Below are 20,689 nucleotides of genomic sequence, written 5' to 3'. Positions count from 1 at the left end.
TAATGGCTATCAAGTCCAAGTCCGCGGCACGCGCACGCCGTCACGCACGCGTCCGCAAGTACGTCTCTGGCACCGCTGCACGTCCGCGTCTGAGCGTTACCCGCTCTACCCGCCACATGTTCGTACAGGTTATCGACGATGTTCAGGGCAAGACTCTGGCATCGGCTTCCACCATGGAAGCTGACCTGCGCAATGCCGAGATGGATAAGACCGCGAAGGCTAAGCGTGTTGGCGAGCTCGTAGCAGAGCGCGCCAAGGCAGCTGGCATCGAGTCTGTTGTCTTCGACCGCGGTGGTAACAAGTACCACGGCCGTGTCGCAGCAGTGGCAGACGGCGCACGCGAAGGAGGTCTGGCACTCTAATGAGCGAGCAGGCAGTAAACGAAAAGGAAACTCAGGTGACTGAAGCAACCGCAGAAGCAGTTGAAACCACCGAGAACTCCTCCGCACGCGAAGACCGCCGCAACAACCGCGGTGAGCGTGGCGAGCGTCGCGGTAACCGCGGTGACCGTCGCAACAACCGCGGTCGCGATGAGGAGAAAGACAAGTACATCGAGCGCGTTGTGACCATCAACCGCGTCTCCAAGGTCGTCAAGGGTGGTCGTCGCTTCAGCTTCACCGCACTCGTCGTCGTCGGTGACGGTCAGGGTATGGTCGGCGTCGGTTACGGTAAGGCCAAGGAAGTTCCCGCGGCTATCTCCAAGGGCGTCGAGGAAGCAAAGAAGAACTTCTTCCGCGTTCCCCGCGTTGAAGAGCGCACCATCCCGCACCGTGTGCAGGGTGAGGACGCTGCCGGTGTTGTGATGCTCCGTCCTGCTACCGCAGGTACCGGTGTGATCGCAGGCGGCCCCGTCCGCGCGGTCCTGGAAGCAGCTGGCATTCACGACGTGCTCTCCAAGTCGCTCGGTTCGTCCAACCAGATCAACATCGTGCACGCAACCATCGCAGCTCTCAAGGAGCTCGAGGAGCCCCAGGCTGTTGCAGCACGCCGCGGTCTGCCCCAGGACGAGGTCATCCCGAGCTACTTGCTCAAGTCCAAGTCTGAAAAGGCAGGTGCGTAATGACCGGTAAGCGAATTCAGCCCAGCGACGCTCAGCTTGAGATCACTCAGCTCAAGTCGTACGTCGGCCAGAAGCAGAACATGCGCGACACCTTGCGTTCCCTGGGTCTCAAGCGCCCCGGCAACAAGGTTGTTCGCACTGCAGACCCCGTCACCGTTGGCATGGTTAACACCGTTGCTCACCTGGTGAAGGTTGAGGAGGTCAAGTAAAGATGGCAGAGCACAACGACGCTATCAAGATCCACGATCTGCGCCCGGCACCGGGTGCCCACAAGGCTAAGACCCGCGTTGGCCGCGGTGAGGCTTCTAAGGGTAAGACTGCAGGTCGCGGTACCAAGGGCCAGAAGGCTCGTTACCAGGTCAAGGCCGGTTTCGAGGGTGGTCAGTTGCCGCTGCACATGCGTTTGCCTAAGCTGCGCGGCTTCCACAACCCCTTCCGCACCGAGTACCAGGTAGTTAACCTGAACCGTATTGCTGAGCTCTTCCCCGAAGGCGGCGACGTGACCGTTGAGGCACTTGTAGCCAAGGGCGCAGTTCGCAAGAACGAACTGGTGAAGGTTCTCGGCGAAGGCGAAATCAATGTCAAGGTCAACGTCACCGTTGATAAGGCATCGAAGTCGGCTATCGAAAAGATCGAGGCTGCTGGCGGTTCTGTAACCGTAAAGTAGTTTGATCACCGTGCGGTGACGCTAGAGCGTCATCGCTCAGTGACTCAGTGCCCCGGTTCCCCTGCGGAGCCGGGGCACTGTGCTTTTAGGCATACACTCAGCCTTAGTCCATTGCTATAAATGACTCCTCAGTGCGCAACAGGCTAGACTAGACAAGACTTTGAATTCTCCCCTCCCGGTTTCTCTTAAATCTCTGTGGTGGTGGGGGAGAGCAATCAATATATTCAGGAGGACATGTGCTCAGCGCGTTCGGACGGGCGTTTAAGACCCCCGATTTGCGGCGGAAGCTGCTGTTCACCGTGAGCATCATCGTGATTTATCGGGTGGGTGTGTTCATTCCTGCCCCTGGTGTTTCATTTGGCAACGTGCAGCAATGTCTGGCACTGGGCAACACTACTGGCGGCATCTATGACATGGTGAATCTGTTCAGCGGTGGAGCCCTGTTACAGCTTTCTATTTTCGCCCTCGGAGTGATGCCATACATCACCGCTTCGATTATTGTGCAGCTTCTGCGCGTGGTCATCCCGCGTTTCCAAGAGCTTCACGAGGAAGGGGCGCAGGGCCAGACGAAGCTTACGCAGTACACCCGTTACTTGACCATCGCACTGGCGCTGTTGAACTCCACCACCGTGGTGACCATGGCTCGTTCGGGAGCTTTGCTGGGTAACTGCCCGTTGCCCATCATTCCCGACGACAGCCTCGTCAATATCTTGCTGATCATCATCGCGTTGACCGCGGGTACCGGCATCATCATGTGGCTGGGTGAGCAGATCACTGAAAAGGGTGTCGGCAACGGCATGTCGCTACTTATTTTCACCTCGATCGCAGCGTCATTCCCCACTGCCATGGGAGAAATCGGCCGCACGCAGGGCTGGGGTATCTTCGCCGCAGTCTGCGCCGTTGGACTGCTGGTAATTATCGCCGTGGTCTATGTGGAGCAGTCACAGCGTCGCATCCCGGTGCAGTATGCAAAGCGCATGATCGGTCGCCGCACTATCGGAGGAACTTCGACTTACATTCCGCTGAAGGTCAACATGGCAGGCGTGATCCCGCTGATCTTCGCCTCGTCCATGTTGATGGTCCCCGGCCTCATCGCGAACTTCAATACCCCGAACGATGGCACCCCTCCGCCCGAGTGGGTTAACTGGATCAACACGACCCTGGTTCGCGGTGATCATCCCCTCTACATCATCCTGTACTTCCTCCTCATCCTCGGCTTCGCCTACTTCTATGTTTCGATTACCTTCAACACTGAAGAAGTCGCAGGCAACATGAAGAAGTACGGCGGGTTTATACCCGGTGTGCGAGCAGGCCGTCCCACCGAGGACTACCTGACCTATGTACTCAACCGCATCACCTTGCCGGGTGCGCTCTACCTGGCTGTGATCGCAATGATTCCGTTGATCGCGCTGATCGCCTTCAACGCGAATCAGAACTTCCCGTTCGGTGGCGCTTCGCTGCTGATCGTGGTCGGCGTCGGTCTTGACACCGTCAAGCAAATCGACGCTCAGCTCCAACAACGTAACTACGAAGGATTGCTGCGATGAACCGTTTGCTCATCATTGGTCCTCCCGGTGCCGGTAAAGGCACCCAGGCCGTAAAGATCGCCGAAAAGCTCTCAATTCCTGCTATTTCTACCGGTGACATCTTCCGTCAAAACATCAAGGAAGAGACCGAATTGGGCCGCGAGGCGAAAAGCTACATCGACGCCGGTAACCTGGTTCCGGATTCGGTAACCAACAAGATGGTTCGTGCCCGCCTGGCGGAACAGGACGCTCAGAACGGCTTCCTGCTCGACGGCTACCCCCGCAATCCTGCGCAGGTACACGAACTCGATGACATCCTCTCCGAGTCCTCGCAGAAGATCGATCGGGTCTTGTTGCTGGTCGCCGATAACGACGAGCTGGTACAGCGCCTGTTGGGACGCGCCGCAGAGCAGGGACGTACCGACGACACTGAAGACGTCATCCGTCACCGTCTGAAGGTCTACGAAGAAGAGACCGCTCCGTTGCTGTCGATCTACCGTGACCGCGGTTTGATCAAGGAAGTAAACGGACTCGGTGAAATCGACGAGGTCACCGAGCGCATTCTAGACGCGCTGAAGTAAACACTCGCTGGCTGGTGTGCCCCCGATCATTGCGGGGGCACCGGCTTTTAACAAAGAATAAGACTGCCCGCAGAGCGGCATCACCTAGTGAATAAAGGACACTCTTGAGACGCATCGAATATAAGACCGACGCCCAGCTTGCGTGGATGGCTCGTGCGGGGGTTATCACCTCCCGAGCGTTAGATGCGGCTGTGGAAGCTGCCATGCCCGGTACGACCACCGCTCAGATTGATCAAGCATTCCGTGGTGTCTTAGCCGAGAACAACGCGCGCTCCAACTTCTTGGGGTATTACGATTACCCCGCAACGGTCTGCACCTCGGTCAACGACGTGGTGGTTCACGGAATACCCGGTGAGCAGGTCGTGAACGCCGGTGACATGATTTCCATCGACGGCGGTGCCATCGTCACCGACCCCGCGACGAATAAGCAGTGGCATGGCGACTCGGCGCGAACCGCTCTGGTGGGAGAGGTCTCGGAGGCTCGTCGTGAGCTGTCTGAGATCACCCGGGCTGCACTGTGGCACGGTATCGCCGCCCTGGCCACCGCACGAAAGGTGGGGGAGATTGGTGTAGCCATCGAAGATTTCGTCCGCTCTGAAACCGGGGACAAGTACGGGATCATTGAAGACTTTGTGGGCCACGGCATCGGCACCTCCATGCATATGGCCCCGGACGTCCTGAATTACGCCGCGCGAGATCTCGGTCCGCGCGTCAAAAAGGGAATGGCGTTGGCGATCGAACCCATGTTGGTGACCGGCTCCATCGAAACCCATGTTCTCGCGGACGACTGGACGATTAAAACCAATGACGGCTCGGACGCCTGCCAGTGGGAGCATTCCGTTGCCGTGCATTCGGAGGGGATTTGGGTGCTTACCGCCGAGGACGGCGGCGCCTCCGAACTCGCGAAGCTCGGCGTGACCGTCAAGCCCATTCCCGCCTAGACTATCGACGCTCCGCCCACCTTTCGACGAAAGGAAAACCCATGACCGAGACAAACACCAAGGTTCCGGTTGAGATCTCCGCGATCCGCCCTGAACCGGGCAAAATCGCACTGAAAGCTCCCCGCCGGGAACAGCCTCCGAAGCATATCGCTGACTTCGATATGGCCGGCCGGAGAGAGTTCCTCGCCGAGTTGGGGTATAAACCTTTCCGCGCGTCTCAGCTCTCCAAGCACTATTTCGAGCGCCTCGTCACCGACCCCAAAGAGATGACCGATCTCCCCGCTGCTGAACGGGAGGAGATGGTTTCGCGTGCGATGCCGCAACTATTGACACCGGTGCGAACTTTGGAAGCAGATGGCGGAGATACCCTCAAGATTGTTCATCGTCTGTGGGACGGCGCACTTATCGAATCGGTCATCATGCGGTATGAAAACCGCGTGACGATGTGCATCTCGTCCCAGGCCGGGTGCGGAATGAACTGCCCGTTCTGCGCCACCGGTCAGGCCGGTCTAACCCGTAACCTGTCGACGGCGGAGATCGTCGAACAGGTAGTGGCCGGCGCTCGTCAGCTCAAGCGCATGAAGAACCTGGAGCAAGCTGAAGGGGGCCCTGAAGACACTCGTCCCTTGCGCGTTTCGAACATCGTCTTTATGGGAATGGGGGAGGCCCTGGCCAACTACAAGCGAACCATGGGCGCGGTGCATCGGTTGATCGACCCGGCACCTGAGGGTCTAGGTATCTCGGCTCGAGGATTGACGATGTCTACCGTGGGCCTGGTGCCCGGTATCCGCAAGTTCGAGATGGAGGGTCTGCCCATCACCCTCGCGCTGTCGTTGCACGCCCCGGACGACGAACTACGCGACGAGCTCATCCCGATTAATACGCACTGGAAGGTTGACGAAACGCTCGACGCGGCATACTCCTACTACCGCGCGACTGGACGCCGGGTCTCCATCGAGTACGCCCTCATCCGCGATATGAACGATCAGGGTTGGCGCGCTGACCTCTTAGGTAAAAAGCTCGCTCAGCGAGGACGGGGCTGGGTGCACGTCAACCCCATCCCGCTCAACCCGACCCCCGGTTCGAAATGGACAGCTTCTCGCAAGGGCGTGGAACAAAACTTTGTGGAGCGGTTGCGCGCGCATGGGATTCCGACGACCGTGCGCGATACTCGCGGTTCTGACATCGACGGTGCCTGTGGTCAGCTGGCCGCCCAGGACGGTGAGTAGGCGAGTATCGCATTGCGCACGATTTGTGTTTCCTCGCTCGCTCGGCACATCGTGCTTCATCTCGCGGATCTGACATCGACGGTGGCTGTGGTCAGCTGGCCGCACAGGACGAATCGCTCTAAGTTGCAGAGAATGTGACACATAACCTGTTAACTTTTGATGTGCCATCGCGTACACTTTATTGTTGGTTGTCTTTGCCGTGCCCTGTTCCTGGCACTGCGTACATGATCCAGCGTGATCTGATGGCAATCATTTTTAGTTCATTGCGAGGTGCATTCAGCATCGCGCACCGACGTTAGCGGAGGATATGGCCAAGAAAGACGGCGTCATTGAGATCGAAGGATCTGTGGTAGAAGCTTTGCCCAACGCGATGTTCCGTGTTGAGCTCGACAACGGTCACAAGGTTCTTGCACATATCTCGGGCAAGATGCGTCAGCACTACATCCGAATCCTGCCTGAGGACCGAGTTGTAGTGGAGTTGTCTCCGTACGACCTTTCCCGCGGTCGTATCGTCTACCGCTACAAGTAAACACAACGCAAACGTCGCACCTGTTGCGGCGTTTACGCCGTGTAAAGGGGATAACGTGCTCTCACCCTGCGTGGGAAACCTCTTATCTCGCCCATTGTCAATGCAAATAATTGCAATCAACGCAAAGGAATGCGATGAAGGTCAAGCCGAGCGTTAAGCCGATCTGCGATAAGTGCAAAGTGATTCGCCGTAAGGGCCGAGTCATGGTGATCTGCGAAAACCCGCGCCACAAGCAGCGTCAGGGCTAATAACCCCGCACACGCTTGCTGAACCGTGACTTCACGGTAATTGATATATAGGCACCGCTCCTAACCGTTTCAGACGGGAGGGATACCTCCGGATACAGAGGCCGGGGACCGAGCAACATAACTCGGGCAGTGATGCCACAGACCTCTGCGACATAAAGGAGAACAGCCACTATGGCACGTCTCGCTGGAGTGGATCTTCCTCGCGAAAAGCGCGTGGAAGTAGCTCTTACTTACATTTACGGCGTGGGCAAGACCCGTGCACACGAAGCTCTCGAGGCTACCGGTGTTAGCCCCGACATCCGCGTGAAGGATCTCGACGACACCCAGCTCGTTGCTCTTCGTGACTTCATCGAAGGTAACTACAAGGTTGAAGGTGACCTCCGCCGCGAGGTTGCAGCCGACATCCGCCGCAAAGTGGAAATCGGTAGCTACCAGGGTCTGCGTCACCGCCGCGGTCTGCCCGTTCACGGTCAGCGCACCAAGACCAACGCACGTACCCGTAAGGGTCCCAAGCGTACCGTCGCTGGTAAGAAGAAGTAATAACGCGTTGCTTCAGTTCAGCATTTCTTGCCGAACCAACGCTTCTCATCAACCTTTGTAGGAGAATCAATAATGCCTCCCAAGACTCGCGCAGCGGCACGCAAGACCAGCCGCCGCAAGGTAAGCAAAAATATTGTTGCCGGTCAGGCACACATCAAGTCCACCTTCAACAACACCATCGTTTCGATCACCGATCCGACCGGTGCTGTAATCTCCTGGTCCTCGGCCGGCGAAATGGGTTTCAAGGGCTCCCGTAAGTCCACCCCTTACGCTGCGCAGATGGCCGCTGAGACCGCTGCGAAGCGCGCTCAGGAACACGGTGTACGCAAGGTAGACGTTTTCGTTAAGGGCCCGGGTTCGGGTCGCGAAACCGCTATCCGCTCGCTTCAGGCTACCGGCCTTGAGGTCGGTTCGATCCAGGACGTCACCCCCGTTGCTCACAACGGTTGCCGTCCTCCGAAGCGTCGCCGCGTCTAAGTGATGCCGTCTCCCGGTGTACTCCGGGCGGTTACCCAGCCCTGCGGCTAGGTGATCATTGGACAGACAGCTTCGTCTAGTTCCTTATCCCTTGTTTTCCCCAACCTGTGAGCTCATATAGCGGATGCTCACTGAAAGGAAACACCGTGCTCATTGCACAGCGCCCCACTTTGAGTGAAGAGGTCGTAGCGGATAACCGCTCGCGCTTCACCATCGAACCCCTTGAACCGGGATTCGGATACACCCTGGGTAACTCGCTTCGTCGTACCCTGCTCTCATCTATCCCCGGTGCGGCTGTAACCAGCATCCGCATCGATGGAGTGTTGCATGAATTCAGCACCATTGAGGGCGTGGCAGAAGACGTTACCGAGATCATCTTGAACATCAAGAAGCTCTCCATTTCTTCTGAAAACGACGAGCCCGTAGTTGCCTATCTGCGTAAGCAGGGCGAAGGCGAACTCACTGCAGGCGACATCGAGGTGCCGGCCGGTGTTGAGATCCACAACCAGGATCTGCACATCGCGACCCTGAACTCGCGTGCGAACTTCGACGCTGAGCTCATCATCGAGCGCGGCCGCGGTTACGTCTCGGCGGCTCAGAACAAGGCAGGCGACGGTGAGATCGGCCGTATTCCGGTTGACTCCATCTACTCGCCGGTTTTGAAGGTGAGCTTCCGCGTGAGCGCAACCCGTGTCGAGCAGCGCACTGACTTCGACTCGCTCACCTTGGACGTCGAAACCAAGGAAGCTATTGCCCCGCGCGACGCCGTCGCATCGGCTGGTAGCACTTTGGTTGAACTCTTCGGTCTGGCCCGCGAACTGAACACCGCGGCAGAGGGCATCGAGGTTGGTCCCTCACCCGCCGACGAGTCGATGGCCGCTGATCTGGCTCTGCCGATCGAAGATCTGGAGATGTCGGTACGTTCGTACAACTGCCTCAAGCGTGAGGGCATCCACACCGTGGGCGAACTCGTTGCTCGTAGCGAGGCTGATCTGATGGACATCCGCAACTTCGGTGCGAAGTCCATCGACGAGGTCAAGGCAAAGCTCACCGAGCTCGGCCTTGCTCTGAAGGATTCGCCTCCCGGTTTCGAGCTGGGTAATCGCCTGCAGGACGACGAAGACGGTTACGGCGAGATCTAATCGCCTCCACTGAATCTTTAGCGGTTCATCCCTTTACGTCACAAGCTTAGGTTCCAGCACTCTCCGGGTGGAGAGCCAGGAACTGTAATTCCATGGAGAAATAACTATGCCTACTCCCACTAAGGGTCCCCGCCTCGGCGGTAGCCCGACCCACGAGCGCCTGATGCTGAACAACCTGTCTCAGCAGCTGTTCCAGCACAAGCGCATCACCACCACCGTTACCAAGGCTAAGCGCATGCGTCCCGTCGCTGAGCGTCTGATCACCTTCGCTAAGAAGGGCGACCTGGCTGCTCGTCGACGCGTACTGCGTTCCTTGACCGACAAGTCTGTGGTGCACGAACTGTTCACCGTGATTGCTCCGGCTATGGCTGAGCGTCCCGGCGGATACACCCGTATCACCAAGATCGGCAACCGCAAGGGCGACAACGCTCCCATGGCTGTCATCGAACTGGTCATGGAGCCCGTCGGTTCCGCCGCTACCGTTGCTGAAGCAACCTCGGTTGCACAGCAGAACGCTCCGGCAGAGACTGCAGCTCCCGCAGCAACAGAGGCACCCGTAGCAGAAGCTGCTGAGGCTCCCTCTGTTGACACTCCGGCTTCGGAACTGCCTGCTGGTGCACACGCACCCACCGAGTCCGGTGAGGCTCCCGAGGGCTTCGAGGTCAAGGGTAACGCCGGTTCGATGAAGTACCACGTGCCGGGTTCGCGCTGGTACTCCTCGACCAAGGCTGAGATCTGGTTCGACTCCGCTGAGAGCGCGAAGGCCGCAGGCTACGCTCCCGCCGGTGGCGAAGCAGCACAGAAGGTTTCCGAGTAATCTCGAAACTCTTTAGCTAAATTCTGCCGCTCACAGTACTACTGTGGGCGGCAGAATACTTTAAGAACATTCGCCAGCTACGGAGGGCCAAGGCTGTGTCAGAGCATGTACATGAGAACGAGCTGTTGCGGGTGCGCATCGATCTCGCCTACGACGGAACCGCATTCGCGGGTTGGGCTAAACAACCGGGGCTGATTACGGTTCAGTCGGTGGTGGAGGATGCTCTGCACATGATTTTCCGCCAACCAGTCTTTGCCACCGTCGCAGGGCGAACCGACGCCGGCGTCCACGCACTACACCAGGTGATCCACGTGGACGTGCCCCGCCAGCGCTGGGAGTCCGTCCCGGGGCACAGCGATGACGAACCAGCCGTGGCTTTTCCCCGAAAATTTCGCGGCGCTCTCAGCAGGAGTCTGGCCCAGGCGGAGCGAGACCTGAAACTCCCCAAGCGTCTCGGGGGGTATCTACAGAAGGCAATTACCGTGCAGAGCGCGCAGGAGGTCCCCGCGACTTTCGACGCCCGATTTTCTGCCTTGGAGCGCAGTTACCGCTACCTCATCGAAGATAACTTTCTGACCACCGGTTCGAATCCGTTGCTCAGGCACCTCGCCTGGCAGGTCGACCGGCCCCTGGATATCGAATTGATGAACGCCTGCGCCGAAGAGCTCACAGGCTTGCATGATTTTCTCTCCTTCTGCAAGCCGCGGGAGGGTGCCACGACCATCCGGGACCTGCGTGAGATCTCCTTTACGCGGCGGACGGACGGTTTGGTGGAGGCGAACATTCGCGCCGACGCTTTTTGCCACCATATGGTCCGCACGTTGATTGCCTCCCTGGTGATGGTGGGGGAGGGCACCAAAGATCGCGAGTGGCTGCACGGACGCATCGCCCAACCTGTGCGGGATTCGCAAGTTCGCCTCGCCCCGCCCCGAGGGTTAGCGCTGGCGCACATTAGCTACCCTGACCCCGAATTATTCGACGTGCAAGCGCGGCAGGCGCGTGCTATGCGATCCCTGGAGAGCGATGCTTCGTGACCGGGTGAGCCATGTGGTGCCGATAACCCGTTTATAGGCGTGATTAAGACTGCATTCATCTGGATTAAAGGATGACGACCCTGTATAGTTTCATTCGTTGTGCGTGTTCCACCCTGGTTCACACGCGCCTTCATGTAGCTCAGTTGCAGAGCATATACACATGTGAGACGCGCAGGGGATGCGAACGGGCAGATGTGTTTGGCCCTCACCCAAACCCTGCTAATCGCACGTTGAAATAGGCGTGATACCCAACTAAGCGCCGCATGTACATACGAGACAAAGGCGAAATTTTGCGCACTTACACTCCCAAGCCCGGCGAAGTAGAGCGCCAGTGGCACGTCATTGACGCTACTGACGTCGTCCTGGGCCGTCTTGCCAGCCAGACCGCAACACTGCTGCGCGGTAAGCACAAGCCCACCTTCGCGGCACACGTTGATACCGGTGACTCCGTCATCATCATCAACGCTGAGAAGGTAGCCCTGACCGGTGCAAAGCTTCAGCAGAAGCGTGCATACCGTCACTCGGGCTACCCGGGTGGTCTGAAGTCTGTGAACTACGCAGAACTTCTGGAAACCAACCCGGTTCGCGCGGTGGAGAAGGCTGTTAAGGGCATGTTGCCCAAGAACAAGCTGGCCGCACAGCAGCTGAAGAACCTCAAGGTTTACGCAGGTCCCGAGCACCCGCACGCTGCTCAGCAGCCGAAGACCTTCGAATTCACCCAGGTCGCCCAGTAATTCGGGCCAACGAAAGAACTTTAGGAGAAATCGTGGCTCAGAACGAAGAGCAGAACAACGTAGTAGAAGAAGAGCTGACCAGCTACACCTCGGAATCCTCGGCCTCTGCGGCTGAAGAGACCCGCGCGGCTCGTCCTGCACTGACCGTTTCCGGTCAGGCTGTTGGACGCCGCAAGGAGGCTATTGCCCGCGTTCGCGTGGTTCCCGGTACCGGTCAGTGGTCCGTGAACGGCCGTGCGCTGGACAACTACTTCCCCAACAAGCTGCACCAGCAGGAAGTCAACGAGCCCTTCAAGATTCTTGAACTCGAAGGCGCTTACGACGTGATCGCACGTATCGTCGGCGGTGGCCCCTCGGGTCAGGCTGGCGCACTGCGTCTGGGCATCTCTCGCGCGCTGAATGAAATCGACGTTGAGAACAACCGCCCGACCCTGAAGAAGGCAGGCTTCTTGACTCGCGACGCACGCGTCACCGAGCGCAAGAAGGCTGGTCTGAAGAAGGCACGCAAGGCTTCGCAGTTCTCGAAGCGCTAAAGCCTACTTCAAGCCCTTGCGGTTTACGAAAAGCCCCTCTGCGGAGGGGCTTTTCGCTGTTAATAAGGTGCCTCAGGCTGTAACAGTTCCGCGTCTTCCCGCTCTTTTATAGAATGAATCGTACGTATTGTCGATCACATATTTGGGGGAATAATGGCCACCTCTCAGGGTAAAGCAGGGGCTGCCGCTAATAAGGGCGAAAAGGGGAAGGACGTCGACCAGACGCAACAGCACAGCGACGCTGTCCGTACGGCCCTGAAGAAAGAGGCTCGACGGGTCTCTGTGGTCGAGGATTATGCGGCGGAGCTGGATGAAATCTCGTCGCTCACCAAGAAACTCAACCACACTCACAGCACCTCGGAAGCCTGGAAGAAGGGCTACCCCTACGACAAGAAGATGTCCCGCAAGGAGTACGAACGGGAAAAGCGAGCTCTTCAGATCGAACTGCTGAAACTGCAGCTGTGGATCAAAGAGACGGGCCAGAAGATCCTCATTATTTTCGAGGGCCGCGACGCCGCGGGCAAGGGCGGGTCTATCAAGCGGTTTATGGAACATCTGAACCCGCGCGGTTCCCGTGTGGTAGCACTGGAAAAACCCACGGAGATTGAACAGACCCAGTGGTATTTCCAGCGCTACATTCAGCACCTGCCTGCCGGCGGCGAAATAGTGATGATGGACCGCTCGTGGTACAACCGCGCGGGCGTGGAGCGGGTGATGGGCTATTGCACCTCGCAGCAGTATTACGAGTTTATGCGTGAGGCCCCCGAGCTGGAGCGCATGCTGGTCAACTCGGGAATCAAACTCATCAAGTTCTGGTTCTCGGTGACCCGCGCGGAGCAGCTGGCTCGTTTCAACGCTCGCCGCACCGACCCGGTGCGTCAGTGGAAACTCTCGCCCACCGACTTGGCTTCGCTAGATAAGTGGGATGACTACACTGAGGCGAAGGAAGCTATGTTCTTCTACACCGATACGGGGGATGCGCCGTGGACCGTAGTGAAATCCAACGACAAGAAGCGCGCCCGCCTGGAGGCCATGCGTTACGTGCTTTCCCAGTTTGAATACACGAACAAAGACCACGACGTCGTGGGCACCGTCGATCCTAAGATCGTAGGTTCCGGTTCGGATGTCTTCGAAGAGGACGTCCCCGAGAATCCAGAAGGTTTCCCCGTGCTCAAAGGCGAGAACCAATAGTCAAGTGGGCGTAGAATGACTTGTGATGTCACAAAGATTATTCGGAACCGACGGTGTGCGTGGCCTAGCCAATGAGCTCATCACCCCCAGCCTTGCGCTGGAGCTCGCCCAGGCCGCGTCCATTGTTCTAGGGTTCAATACGGTTGAAAATGGTGTTCGTCCGAAGGCGATTATCGCCCATGACTCCCGTATTAGCGGTGAGTTCATCGGCTCGGCGATGATGGCTGGTTTCGCGGCCTCGGGTGTGGACGTGTGGGATGCCGGTCTCGTGCCGACTCCCGCGGCGGCCTACCTGGTCGCAGCTACGGACGCAGACTTCGGCGTGATGATCTCCGCTTCGCATAACCCCGCCAAAGATAACGGCATTAAGTTCCTCGCGCGTGGCGGTAAAAAACTCGATGACGCCATTGAGGACGAGATCGAGAAGCTCTATCGCGCTAAGAAGTTCCGTCAGCCTGTAGGCGGCGACGTCGGACGCATCCAGGTGCTTGCCGATGGCGAGGACCGCTACGTTTCGCACCTGCTCTCGACGATGCCGGAGCACCGCCGCCTCAATGGCCTGAAGGTCGTTCTGGACTGCGCCAATGGTGCCGCTTCGGGCGTCTCTCCGGACGCCTTCCGCACCCTCGGCGCGGAGGTCGTGGTACTTGCGGCTGAGCCCAACGGTACGAACATCAACGATGGTGTGGGGTCGACTCACCCTGAGAAGTTGCAGGAAGCCGTGGTCAAGCACGGTGCTGACCTCGGTATCGCCCACGACGGCGACGCTGACCGTTGCATGGCGGTTGATGAACAGGGCAACCTGGTCGACGGTGACAAGATCATGTCGATCCTCGCCGTGGCGATGAAGGAAGCCGGTCATCTCAAGGACAACACGCTCGTGGCCACGGTCATGAGTTCGCTCGGACTGGAGCTGTACCTCAAAGAGCAGGGCATTAGGCTCGAGCGCACCGGTGTGGGTGATCGCTACGTGTTGGAGTCGATGAACGCCAACGGTTTCAACCTCGGTGGCGAACAGTCGGGCCATGTGATCATGAGCGACTACGCGACCACCGGTGACGGTGTGCTCACCGGCTTGCATTTGGCCTCTGAGGTGGCTCATACCGGTTTGCCGTTGTCGGAACTGGCATCGCGTATGCAACCGACTCCGCAAAAACTCATCAACGTTCCCGGCGTAGACCGCTACGGAATCAAGGACTGCGCACCGTTGCAACAGGCTATTTCTGAGGCCGAAGAGCAACTGGGGGAGTCCGGCCGCGTTCTACTGCGTGCCTCCGGTACCGAACCCCTCGTACGTGTGATGGTGGAGGCCGCCGAGCAGTCTACCGCCGATGAGGTGGCTCAGCGCCTGGCTCGCGTGGTTTCTGAGGAATTGGCTCTTTAGCAGTGTTCCTCAACTGAGAAAGGCCCCGGCTTCGTGATGAAGCCGGGGCCTTTTGGGGTGACGGGGGATAAAAAATTAGCGGTTGCGGGCCTGCAGGGCGTCGCGGATTTCCTTCAGCAGGACGACCTGAGGATCTTCCTCCTCGATCTCCTCGGTACCCAGGCGGCGTGCACGACGCTCGTTCATCTTGTTGATGGGGAGCACGATGCAGAAGTATAGTGCAGCTGCAACCAGCAGGAAGTTGACGACGGCGGTAATGAACATACCGATCTTGATGTCGCCGAAGGCGAGCCAGTTGTCGAAGTTCGGTGCGCCGAAGACGGCTGCGATGGCCGGCATGAGGATGTTCTCGACGAGGGCGTTCACGACTGCGGTGAAGGCACTGCCGACGATCAGACCTACGGCGAGGTCGATAACGTTGCCACGAGTGATAAATTCTTTGAATCCTTGAATCATGTACCTAAGAATAGCGGCGTACGACTTCGGTCGGTAGCATCGCGTGAAACAATTTACCGGTAAAGTAAGTGGAATTCCTCACACCTGTCTAAATCGGGCCTCATCAGGATAAATGTTCTTTAAATATTAAAGAACCGGTTGTTTAATCGGCATAGGTAGCGGCGGTTGGGTAACCCCAAAAGTCTTCGAGAGAACGCGCCTTCGCTTTTCGATAAGCGTCCGCTTGATCTGTCCCGATGAAGCGGAAATGCCATGATTCAAACCAGTACCCGGTGGTCTCGTGTTGCTGCCAGGGGTACCGCAAGACAAATCCAAATCGCGTGCAATGCTCGGCCAGCCACTGCGCGGCGTCCGTCTCACGAAAACACACCTGGAGGTCGCACCCGGCCCCGGTGCCTACGTCCAGCGCAAAACCGGTTTGATGCTCTGAGTAACCGGGGCGAGCCGAGGCCACATCGGCCTGTTCTTTTCCATAGGTATTCACCCAGTGCTGGTACGTCCCTACCTGTTCGGCGTAGGAGCGATAACCGCTCAACGCGATTAAGGACAGGCCGGCTTGTCGTGCGGCATCGAACATCTGCTGGGCGGCCTGCGCCGCCGCACTGCGTAGCTGAACTGAACCGAAAGCTTGAAGATCTGAGGGCGCGTAATCGCGGGGCGAGAGCGGGTTGCGCTTGTTTACGAGTACCTGCAGGGAATCGGGTGAGACGTGATCACCGGGCGAATCGGCGGGGGCCGCCGAGGCCTTCAGCGAGGCATCGCTCGACGCGGATGTCCGGGGCCCGCCGGAAAGGACATCAGTAGGGGCTGGGCTGGTGTCAGGTGCGCCACCGCCCTGGTGAGAACAGGCGGCTAGGGCCAGCCCACCGGTCACCACGCTCACCCCTGCGGTGAGTACCGTGCGACGTGAAAACTCAGAGAGGTGACGAGACGATCCGGTGGATTCTTCACGACGGCGTACGATGAAATTCCCCTAACTCTTGCGGAGCAAAACCCGCGAAATCTTATGGTCGGTGTCTTTCGACAGGATGAGCTTGGCGCGACCGCGAGTGGGGCGCACGTTTTCCAAAAGATTGGGTTCGTTGATGTTCTTCCAAATCGAACGGGCCAATTTCACCGCGTCTTCATCGGAGAGTTCTGCATAGCGCGTGAAATAAGACTGCGGGTTCTGAAAGGCCGAATCCCGCAAGGAGAGAAAACGTTCGACGTACCAGCGCTCGATATCAGTGGTGCGGGCGTCCACATAAATAGAGAAGTCGAAGAAATCGCTGAGCGAAAGGGCCGCGCGATCATCTTTACCGACTCGCGCGGGAGCCAGCACATTCAACCCCTCGACGATCAACACATCGGGAGAGGTCACCTCGACCCGCTCGTCGGGGAGGATGTCGTACGTCAGGTGTGAATACCGCGGGGCGGTGACCAACGGCGAGCCCGACTTGATATCGGAGACGAACCGCAGCAGCGCTCGCCGATTATACGATTCGGGAAAGCCCTTACGATCCATAATCCCGCGCCGTTGCAACTCGGCATTGGGGTACAGGAATCCGTCGGTGGTCACCAGTTGCACGTTTGGGGTAGAGGGCCAGCGCCGCAGAAGCGCCTCGAGAATACGCGCGGTGGTGGATTTACCGGCCGCGACCGAGCCCGCCACGCCGATGATAAACGGGACGCGTCGCTCAGAAACCTCGAGAAAGTCGTTGGTCATGTGATTGAGCGAGCTGGTGGCATTGACGTAGAGGTTCAACAACCGGGAAAGAGGCAGATACACCTGCTGCACTTCGTCCACGTCCAGCTTGTCGCCGATACCGCGGAGATCGTCGATCTCCTGCGCGGTCAGCGGGACTTCGATGGTGGACGCCAACCGCGACCACGTGGTGCGGTCGAGTTCAATAAAAGGCGAATGCTTTGCGAGCAGGTGTTCGGGGCTCATTTGAACTATTTTAGGCAGATGAGACGGGCGGGGCTAACTCCGCCACAGTGCCATCGGGCCGGTTGTCCGGCTACCTGTGGAGGTCTTCATTACATCTGTCTACAGGCTTGCGACATTCCCGTGTGGTGAGGGTGGTTTTGACGCTCTCGGGTATCATTACAGCTATGTGTGGAATTGTTGGATATATAGGTCTGGGCCACGACTCAGACGGTAATTCGTTTAATCACAGCGCCTACGACGTACTGCTCGAAGGCCTGCGCCGTCAGGAATACCGCGGTTATGATTCGGCCGGCGTGGCCGTGATCGGCGACTCCGGTGTGGAGTACCGCAAGAAGGCCGGCAAGCTGATTAACCTGGCTAACGAAGTTGAGGCCAACCCGTTGCCGACCTCGAACATCGGTATCGGCCATACCCGCTGGGCTACCCACGGCGGACCCACCGACGCCAACGCACACCCCCACGTGGTTGATAACGGCCGCCTGGCTGTTGTGCACAACGGCATCATCGAGAACTTCGCCGAGATTCGTAGTGAACTGCTTGAAGAAGGCGTGGAGTTCATCTCCGAGACCGATACCGAAGTCGCCGCAAACCTCATTGCTAGCATCTACAACAAGCTGGACACCAAGGATCTCACCGAGGCCGTGCGCGTAGCTTCCAACCGTATGGAAGGCGCCTTCACCATCCTCGCGATCCACGAAGATGCCAAGGACCGCGTGGTGGCAACTCGCCGTAACTCCCCGCTGGTGATCGGTCTGGGCAATAACGAGAACTTCCTCGGCTCCGACGTCTCCGGCTTTATCGACTACACCAAGTCGGCCGTGGAGATGGGCCAGGACCAGATCGTGACCATCACTGCCACCGATTACTCCATCATCGACTTCGACGGCAACCCCGCAGAGGGCAAGCCCTACACCATCGAGTGGGACGCCGCCGCAGCCGAAAAGGGTGGTTACCCCTCCTTCATGGAGAAGGAAATCCATGAGCAGCCCGCCGCCGTACGCGACACCCTGATGGGTCGTTTCGACGAGAATGGCAACCTCACCCTCGACGAGCTCAAGATCGACGACTCAACCCTGCGGTCGATCGACAAGATCATCGTGGTAGCGTGCGGCACCGCCGCCTACGCGGGCCACGTAGCTCGCTACGCTATCGAGCACTGGTGCCGTATCCCCACCGAGGTGGAGCTGGCTCACGAGTTCCGGTACCGCGACCCGATCGTCAACGAGAAGACCCTCGTCGTTTCCCTCTCGCAGTCCGGCGAGACCATGGACACCCTCATGGCCGTCCGCCACGCACAGGAACAGGGCGCGAAGGTTGTCTCGATCTGTAACACCACCGGTTCGACTCTGCCGCGTGAATCCGACGCCGCGCTGTACACCCACGCCGGCCCCGAGATCGCCGTGGCATCGACCAAGGCCTTCCTCTCGCAGATTGCAGCCGCTTACCTGTTGGGCCTGTACCTGGCTCAGCTGCGCGGCAACATGTACAAGGACGAGATCCAGCAGGTTCTCTCCGAACTGCAGGCGATGCCTGAGAAGATCCAGGAACTGCTGGACAACGAGCAGCAGATCAAGGATCTCGGTGCCTCGATGAAGGACGCCCCCTCGGTGCTCTTCCTCGGCCGTCACGTGGGATACCCCGTGGCTCTCGAGGGCGCACTGAAGCTCAAGGAAATCGCTTACCTACACGCAGAGGGCTTCGCAGCCGGCGAGCTCAAGCACGGCCCGATCGCACTGATCGAAGAGGGCCAGCCTGTGTTCGTCATCGTGCCCTCCCCGCGCGGTCGCGACTCCCTGCACTCCAAGGTCGTCTCGAACATTCAGGAAATCCGTGCCCGCGGCGCAGTGACCCTGGTGATCGCCGAAGAGGGCGACGAAGCCGTCAAGCCCTACGCTGATCACCTGATCACCACCCCGCAGTGTCCGACCCTCTTGCAGCCCCTGCTGGCCACCGTGCCCCTGCAGATCTTCGCCTGCTCGTTGGCAGGCGCCAAGGGCCTGGACGTCGACCAGCCGCGTAACCTGGCAAAGTCGGTGACCGTGGAGTAATCCGCTCTTCGGTCAAAGACCGTGTGATGCCGTCTTCATCGGCTACCCACCGTGGGGTGGGTAAGCTGATGGGGGCGGCATCGGTCGTTTAATATCAGTTATACGATGCCGCATTCTCAGTACAGTGGGGGAGGCCCATGATCATTGGCACCGGTGTAGACGTGGTCAACATCGACCGATTCCGTGACATCATCGCTCGCAACCCCGGGTTCGTCCAACGGGTTTTCGTCGCCCACGAACAGACTCGGCCACTGCGCTCGCTGGCTGCGCGCTTCGCGGTCAAAGAAGCCGTGGCCAAGGCCCTGGGCGCACCCGATGGTATGGTCTGGCAACACTGCTGGGTGACCAACGGCATTCACGGCGCCCCGGAGATCACCTGCACCGGAACGGTTGCCGCCCGCGCCGCAGCCCTGGGCATTAACCGGTGGCACGTGAGCATCACCCACGACGACCCGGTCGCCATGGCGACCGTCATCGCCGAACACCTCAGCCCCGCGGAATTCAGCCTGCTATACAAACTGGATCCCCAACCACGAGGCCTGGTGCAAGACGAGAGCGATGAACAGCACGCAGAATAGATTTATGGAACCTACCGAATTCACCGAAACACGTTTACGGGTCGCGCTCTGCCCACCGCAAGCCGCCGACCACAAGTACACCCGGGGAGTACTCGGTGTGGTTTGCGGAAGCACAACCTACCCGGGGGCGGCCATGCTCGCCACGCGAGCCGCCATCGAAACCGGCTGTGGGATGGTGCGATCGGTGGGGCCGGAGGAGCTGAGCTTCTATGTGCGTCTACACGCACCCGAAGCAGTCTGTAGCGACGAACCGTTGGAACACCTCCACGTGCAGGCGTGGGCGGCGGGTTCGGGTGCCGTCGGCGAAAATCGAGAGGCCCATCTGGCGCACGTGGTAGCGGCGCGGGAACCGGCCGTGCTCGACGCTGCCGCCCTCGACATCGCCGCCCGCTCGGTAGGTCTCAATGGCCCGTTGGGCGCCCACAAAATCCTCACACCCCACGCGGGGGAACTGCAGACCGTGCTGCAGTGGTTGCACGCCTTGTTGCCAGATAGATTCGCCTCGAGCGCTGAGCGTTGGGGCGTGGAAGAGGGCGCGCAAGATTCCCCAACCCGTCAACTCATCGAAGAGAACCCGACCGCGTGGGCAGGTGTGGCTGCCGAACTGACTGGGGCGACCGTCCTTCTCAAGGGTGGCACTACCGTGGTGGCCTCCGCCGAAGGTGAGCTTCTGTCCGTTGCCGGACGCACCGGTTGGCTGGCCACGGCGGGCAGCGGCGACACCCTCACGGGGATCATGGGATCGCTCCTGGCTCAGAGGGCGGCCCGCGCAGAGGCGGAAGAAGAACGGCTGTCTCCCCGCGATGTCGCGGAGATCGCCGCGGCGGCCGCCGAGCTTCATCAGCGTGCGGCGCTCGCCGTGCACGGGGGCTGCCCCACCGGCCCGGTTCCCGGCACCGCCGTGGCCCGACACATCGCACCCACGATCGCCAAGTTGCTCAACAACGAATAAACCTCATGGAACGCACCGGGGGGGGGGGGGGGGGGGGGGGGGGGCGCGGGGGGGGGGGGGGGGGGGGGGGGGGGGGGGGGGGGGGGGGGGGG

25 protein-coding genes are annotated in these 20,689 nt (G+C 59.2%); 22 read left to right on the top strand and 3 right to left on the bottom strand.

Annotation, left to right across the window (positions count from 1 at the left end; genetic code table 11):
• Positions 1 to 2 precede the first annotated feature (2 nt).
• The 19 genes from rplR to glmM all read left to right on the top strand — a co-directional run bounded on the left by rplR (position 3) and on the right by glmM (position 14,633).
• The gene (gene rplR, locus VVR12_RS04415) at positions 3 to 362 is read left to right on the top strand and encodes a 50S ribosomal protein L18 (RefSeq protein ID WP_368549971.1); all 360 of its coding nucleotides are present in this window, start codon (positions 3 to 5) and stop codon (positions 360 to 362) included.
• Positions 362 to 1,060, top strand: coding sequence for a 30S ribosomal protein S5 (rpsE, locus tag VVR12_RS04410; protein WP_368549970.1), 699 nt, complete (start codon positions 362 to 364; stop codon positions 1,058 to 1,060). The genes rplR and rpsE overlap by 1 nt, the downstream gene beginning before the upstream one ends.
• Positions 1,060 to 1,269 (top strand): 50S ribosomal protein L30, encoded by a 210-nt coding sequence (gene rpmD, locus VVR12_RS04405; protein ID WP_368549969.1) that lies wholly within the window; start codon positions 1,060 to 1,062, stop codon positions 1,267 to 1,269. The genes rpsE and rpmD overlap by 1 nt, the downstream gene beginning before the upstream one ends.
• A gap of 2 nt (positions 1,270 to 1,271) precedes the next feature.
• The gene (gene rplO / locus VVR12_RS04400) at positions 1,272 to 1,727 is read left to right on the top strand and encodes a 50S ribosomal protein L15 (RefSeq protein ID WP_368549968.1); all 456 of its coding nucleotides are present in this window, start codon (positions 1,272 to 1,274) and stop codon (positions 1,725 to 1,727) included.
• Positions 1,728 to 1,963: 236 nt separating this feature from the next.
• Positions 1,964 to 3,274 (top strand): preprotein translocase subunit SecY, encoded by a 1,311-nt coding sequence (gene secY / locus VVR12_RS04395; protein ID WP_368549967.1) that lies wholly within the window; start codon positions 1,964 to 1,966, stop codon positions 3,272 to 3,274.
• Positions 3,271 to 3,834 (top strand): adenylate kinase, encoded by a 564-nt coding sequence (locus VVR12_RS04390; RefSeq protein WP_368549966.1) that lies wholly within the window; start codon positions 3,271 to 3,273, stop codon positions 3,832 to 3,834. The genes secY and VVR12_RS04390 overlap by 4 nt, the downstream gene beginning before the upstream one ends.
• Before the next feature lie 104 nt (positions 3,835 to 3,938).
• Positions 3,939 to 4,775, top strand: coding sequence for a type I methionyl aminopeptidase (gene map, locus VVR12_RS04385; RefSeq protein ID WP_368549965.1), 837 nt, complete (start codon positions 3,939 to 3,941; stop codon positions 4,773 to 4,775).
• Between the two features lie 41 nt (positions 4,776 to 4,816).
• Complete coding sequence (rlmN, locus tag VVR12_RS04380) at positions 4,817 to 6,004, top strand: 23S rRNA (adenine(2503)-C(2))-methyltransferase RlmN (protein WP_368549964.1); 1,188 nt, start codon at positions 4,817 to 4,819, stop codon at positions 6,002 to 6,004.
• Positions 6,005 to 6,311: 307 nt separating this feature from the next.
• Complete coding sequence (infA, locus tag VVR12_RS04375) at positions 6,312 to 6,533, top strand: translation initiation factor IF-1 (protein WP_005505018.1); 222 nt, start codon at positions 6,312 to 6,314, stop codon at positions 6,531 to 6,533.
• Positions 6,534 to 6,667: 134 nt separating this feature from the next.
• Positions 6,668 to 6,781, top strand: a complete 114-nt coding sequence (rpmJ, locus tag VVR12_RS04370) for a 50S ribosomal protein L36 (RefSeq protein WP_368549963.1) — start codon at positions 6,668 to 6,670, stop codon at positions 6,779 to 6,781.
• Positions 6,782 to 6,952: 171 nt separating this feature from the next.
• Entirely contained in the window at positions 6,953 to 7,321 is a 369-nt protein-coding gene (rpsM, locus tag VVR12_RS04365) for a 30S ribosomal protein S13 (RefSeq protein WP_368549962.1), read from the top strand.
• A 72-nt stretch (positions 7,322 to 7,393) separates the two neighbouring features.
• A complete protein-coding gene (gene rpsK, locus VVR12_RS04360; RefSeq protein WP_368549961.1) occupies positions 7,394 to 7,798 on the top strand; it encodes a 30S ribosomal protein S11 in 405 nt (134 codons plus the stop codon).
• 146 nt (positions 7,799 to 7,944) lie between these two features.
• Entirely contained in the window at positions 7,945 to 8,940 is a 996-nt protein-coding gene (locus VVR12_RS04355) for a DNA-directed RNA polymerase subunit alpha (RefSeq protein ID WP_368549960.1), read from the top strand.
• Positions 8,941 to 9,046: 106 nt separating this feature from the next.
• Positions 9,047 to 9,757 (top strand): 50S ribosomal protein L17, encoded by a 711-nt coding sequence (rplQ, locus tag VVR12_RS04350; protein WP_368549959.1) that lies wholly within the window; start codon positions 9,047 to 9,049, stop codon positions 9,755 to 9,757.
• A 95-nt stretch (positions 9,758 to 9,852) separates the two neighbouring features.
• Positions 9,853 to 10,791, top strand: a complete 939-nt coding sequence (truA, locus tag VVR12_RS04345; protein ID WP_368549958.1) for a tRNA pseudouridine(38-40) synthase TruA — start codon at positions 9,853 to 9,855, stop codon at positions 10,789 to 10,791.
• Between the two features lie 290 nt (positions 10,792 to 11,081).
• Positions 11,082 to 11,525 (top strand): 50S ribosomal protein L13, encoded by a 444-nt coding sequence (gene rplM, locus VVR12_RS04340; protein WP_368549957.1) that lies wholly within the window; start codon positions 11,082 to 11,084, stop codon positions 11,523 to 11,525.
• Positions 11,526 to 11,557: 32 nt separating this feature from the next.
• The gene (gene rpsI / locus VVR12_RS04335) at positions 11,558 to 12,058 is read left to right on the top strand and encodes a 30S ribosomal protein S9 (protein WP_368549956.1); all 501 of its coding nucleotides are present in this window, start codon (positions 11,558 to 11,560) and stop codon (positions 12,056 to 12,058) included.
• Positions 12,059 to 12,211: 153 nt separating this feature from the next.
• Positions 12,212 to 13,249, top strand: a complete 1,038-nt coding sequence (gene ppk2 / locus VVR12_RS04330) for a polyphosphate kinase 2 (protein WP_368549955.1) — start codon at positions 12,212 to 12,214, stop codon at positions 13,247 to 13,249.
• A gap of 25 nt (positions 13,250 to 13,274) precedes the next feature.
• On the top strand, positions 13,275 to 14,633 hold the full coding sequence (glmM, locus tag VVR12_RS04325; RefSeq protein ID WP_368549954.1) for a phosphoglucosamine mutase: 1,359 nt from the start codon (positions 13,275 to 13,277) through the stop codon (positions 14,631 to 14,633).
• Between the two features lie 75 nt (positions 14,634 to 14,708).
• On the opposite strand, the gene mscL is transcribed toward glmM, so the two are convergent.
• The 3 genes from mscL to coaA form a co-directional block, all read right to left on the bottom strand.
• The gene (gene mscL / locus VVR12_RS04320) at positions 14,709 to 15,089 is read right to left on the bottom strand and encodes a large conductance mechanosensitive channel protein MscL (RefSeq protein ID WP_368549953.1); all 381 of its coding nucleotides are present in this window, start codon (positions 15,087 to 15,089) and stop codon (positions 14,709 to 14,711) included.
• A gap of 142 nt (positions 15,090 to 15,231) precedes the next feature.
• The gene (locus VVR12_RS04315) at positions 15,232 to 15,963 is read right to left on the bottom strand and encodes a M15 family metallopeptidase (RefSeq protein ID WP_368549952.1); all 732 of its coding nucleotides are present in this window, start codon (positions 15,961 to 15,963) and stop codon (positions 15,232 to 15,234) included.
• Between the two features lie 99 nt (positions 15,964 to 16,062).
• On the bottom strand, positions 16,063 to 17,019 hold the full coding sequence (gene coaA / locus VVR12_RS04310) for a type I pantothenate kinase (RefSeq protein ID WP_368549951.1): 957 nt from the start codon (positions 17,017 to 17,019) through the stop codon (positions 16,063 to 16,065).
• 164 nt (positions 17,020 to 17,183) lie between these two features.
• Between coaA and glmS the strand changes: the two genes are divergently transcribed.
• The 3 genes from glmS (at position 17,184) to VVR12_RS04295 (ending at position 20,597) form a co-directional block, all read left to right on the top strand.
• On the top strand, positions 17,184 to 19,067 hold the full coding sequence (gene glmS, locus VVR12_RS04305; protein WP_368549950.1) for a glutamine--fructose-6-phosphate transaminase (isomerizing): 1,884 nt from the start codon (positions 17,184 to 17,186) through the stop codon (positions 19,065 to 19,067).
• A gap of 137 nt (positions 19,068 to 19,204) precedes the next feature.
• Positions 19,205 to 19,645 carry a holo-ACP synthase gene (locus tag VVR12_RS04300; RefSeq protein WP_368549949.1) on the top strand — a complete coding sequence of 147 codons (441 nt, stop codon included), beginning with the start codon at positions 19,205 to 19,207 and terminating at the stop codon, positions 19,643 to 19,645.
• A gap of 4 nt (positions 19,646 to 19,649) precedes the next feature.
• Positions 19,650 to 20,597, top strand: a complete 948-nt coding sequence (locus VVR12_RS04295; RefSeq protein ID WP_368549948.1) for an NAD(P)H-hydrate dehydratase — start codon at positions 19,650 to 19,652, stop codon at positions 20,595 to 20,597.
• Positions 20,598 to 20,689 lie beyond the last annotated feature (92 nt).

It is taken from the genome of Rothia sp. LK2588 (genome assembly GCF_040946465.1).
Classification (GTDB): domain Bacteria; phylum Actinomycetota; class Actinomycetes; order Actinomycetales; family Micrococcaceae; genus Rothia.
This window is presented reverse-complemented; position numbering and strand designations above follow the sequence as displayed.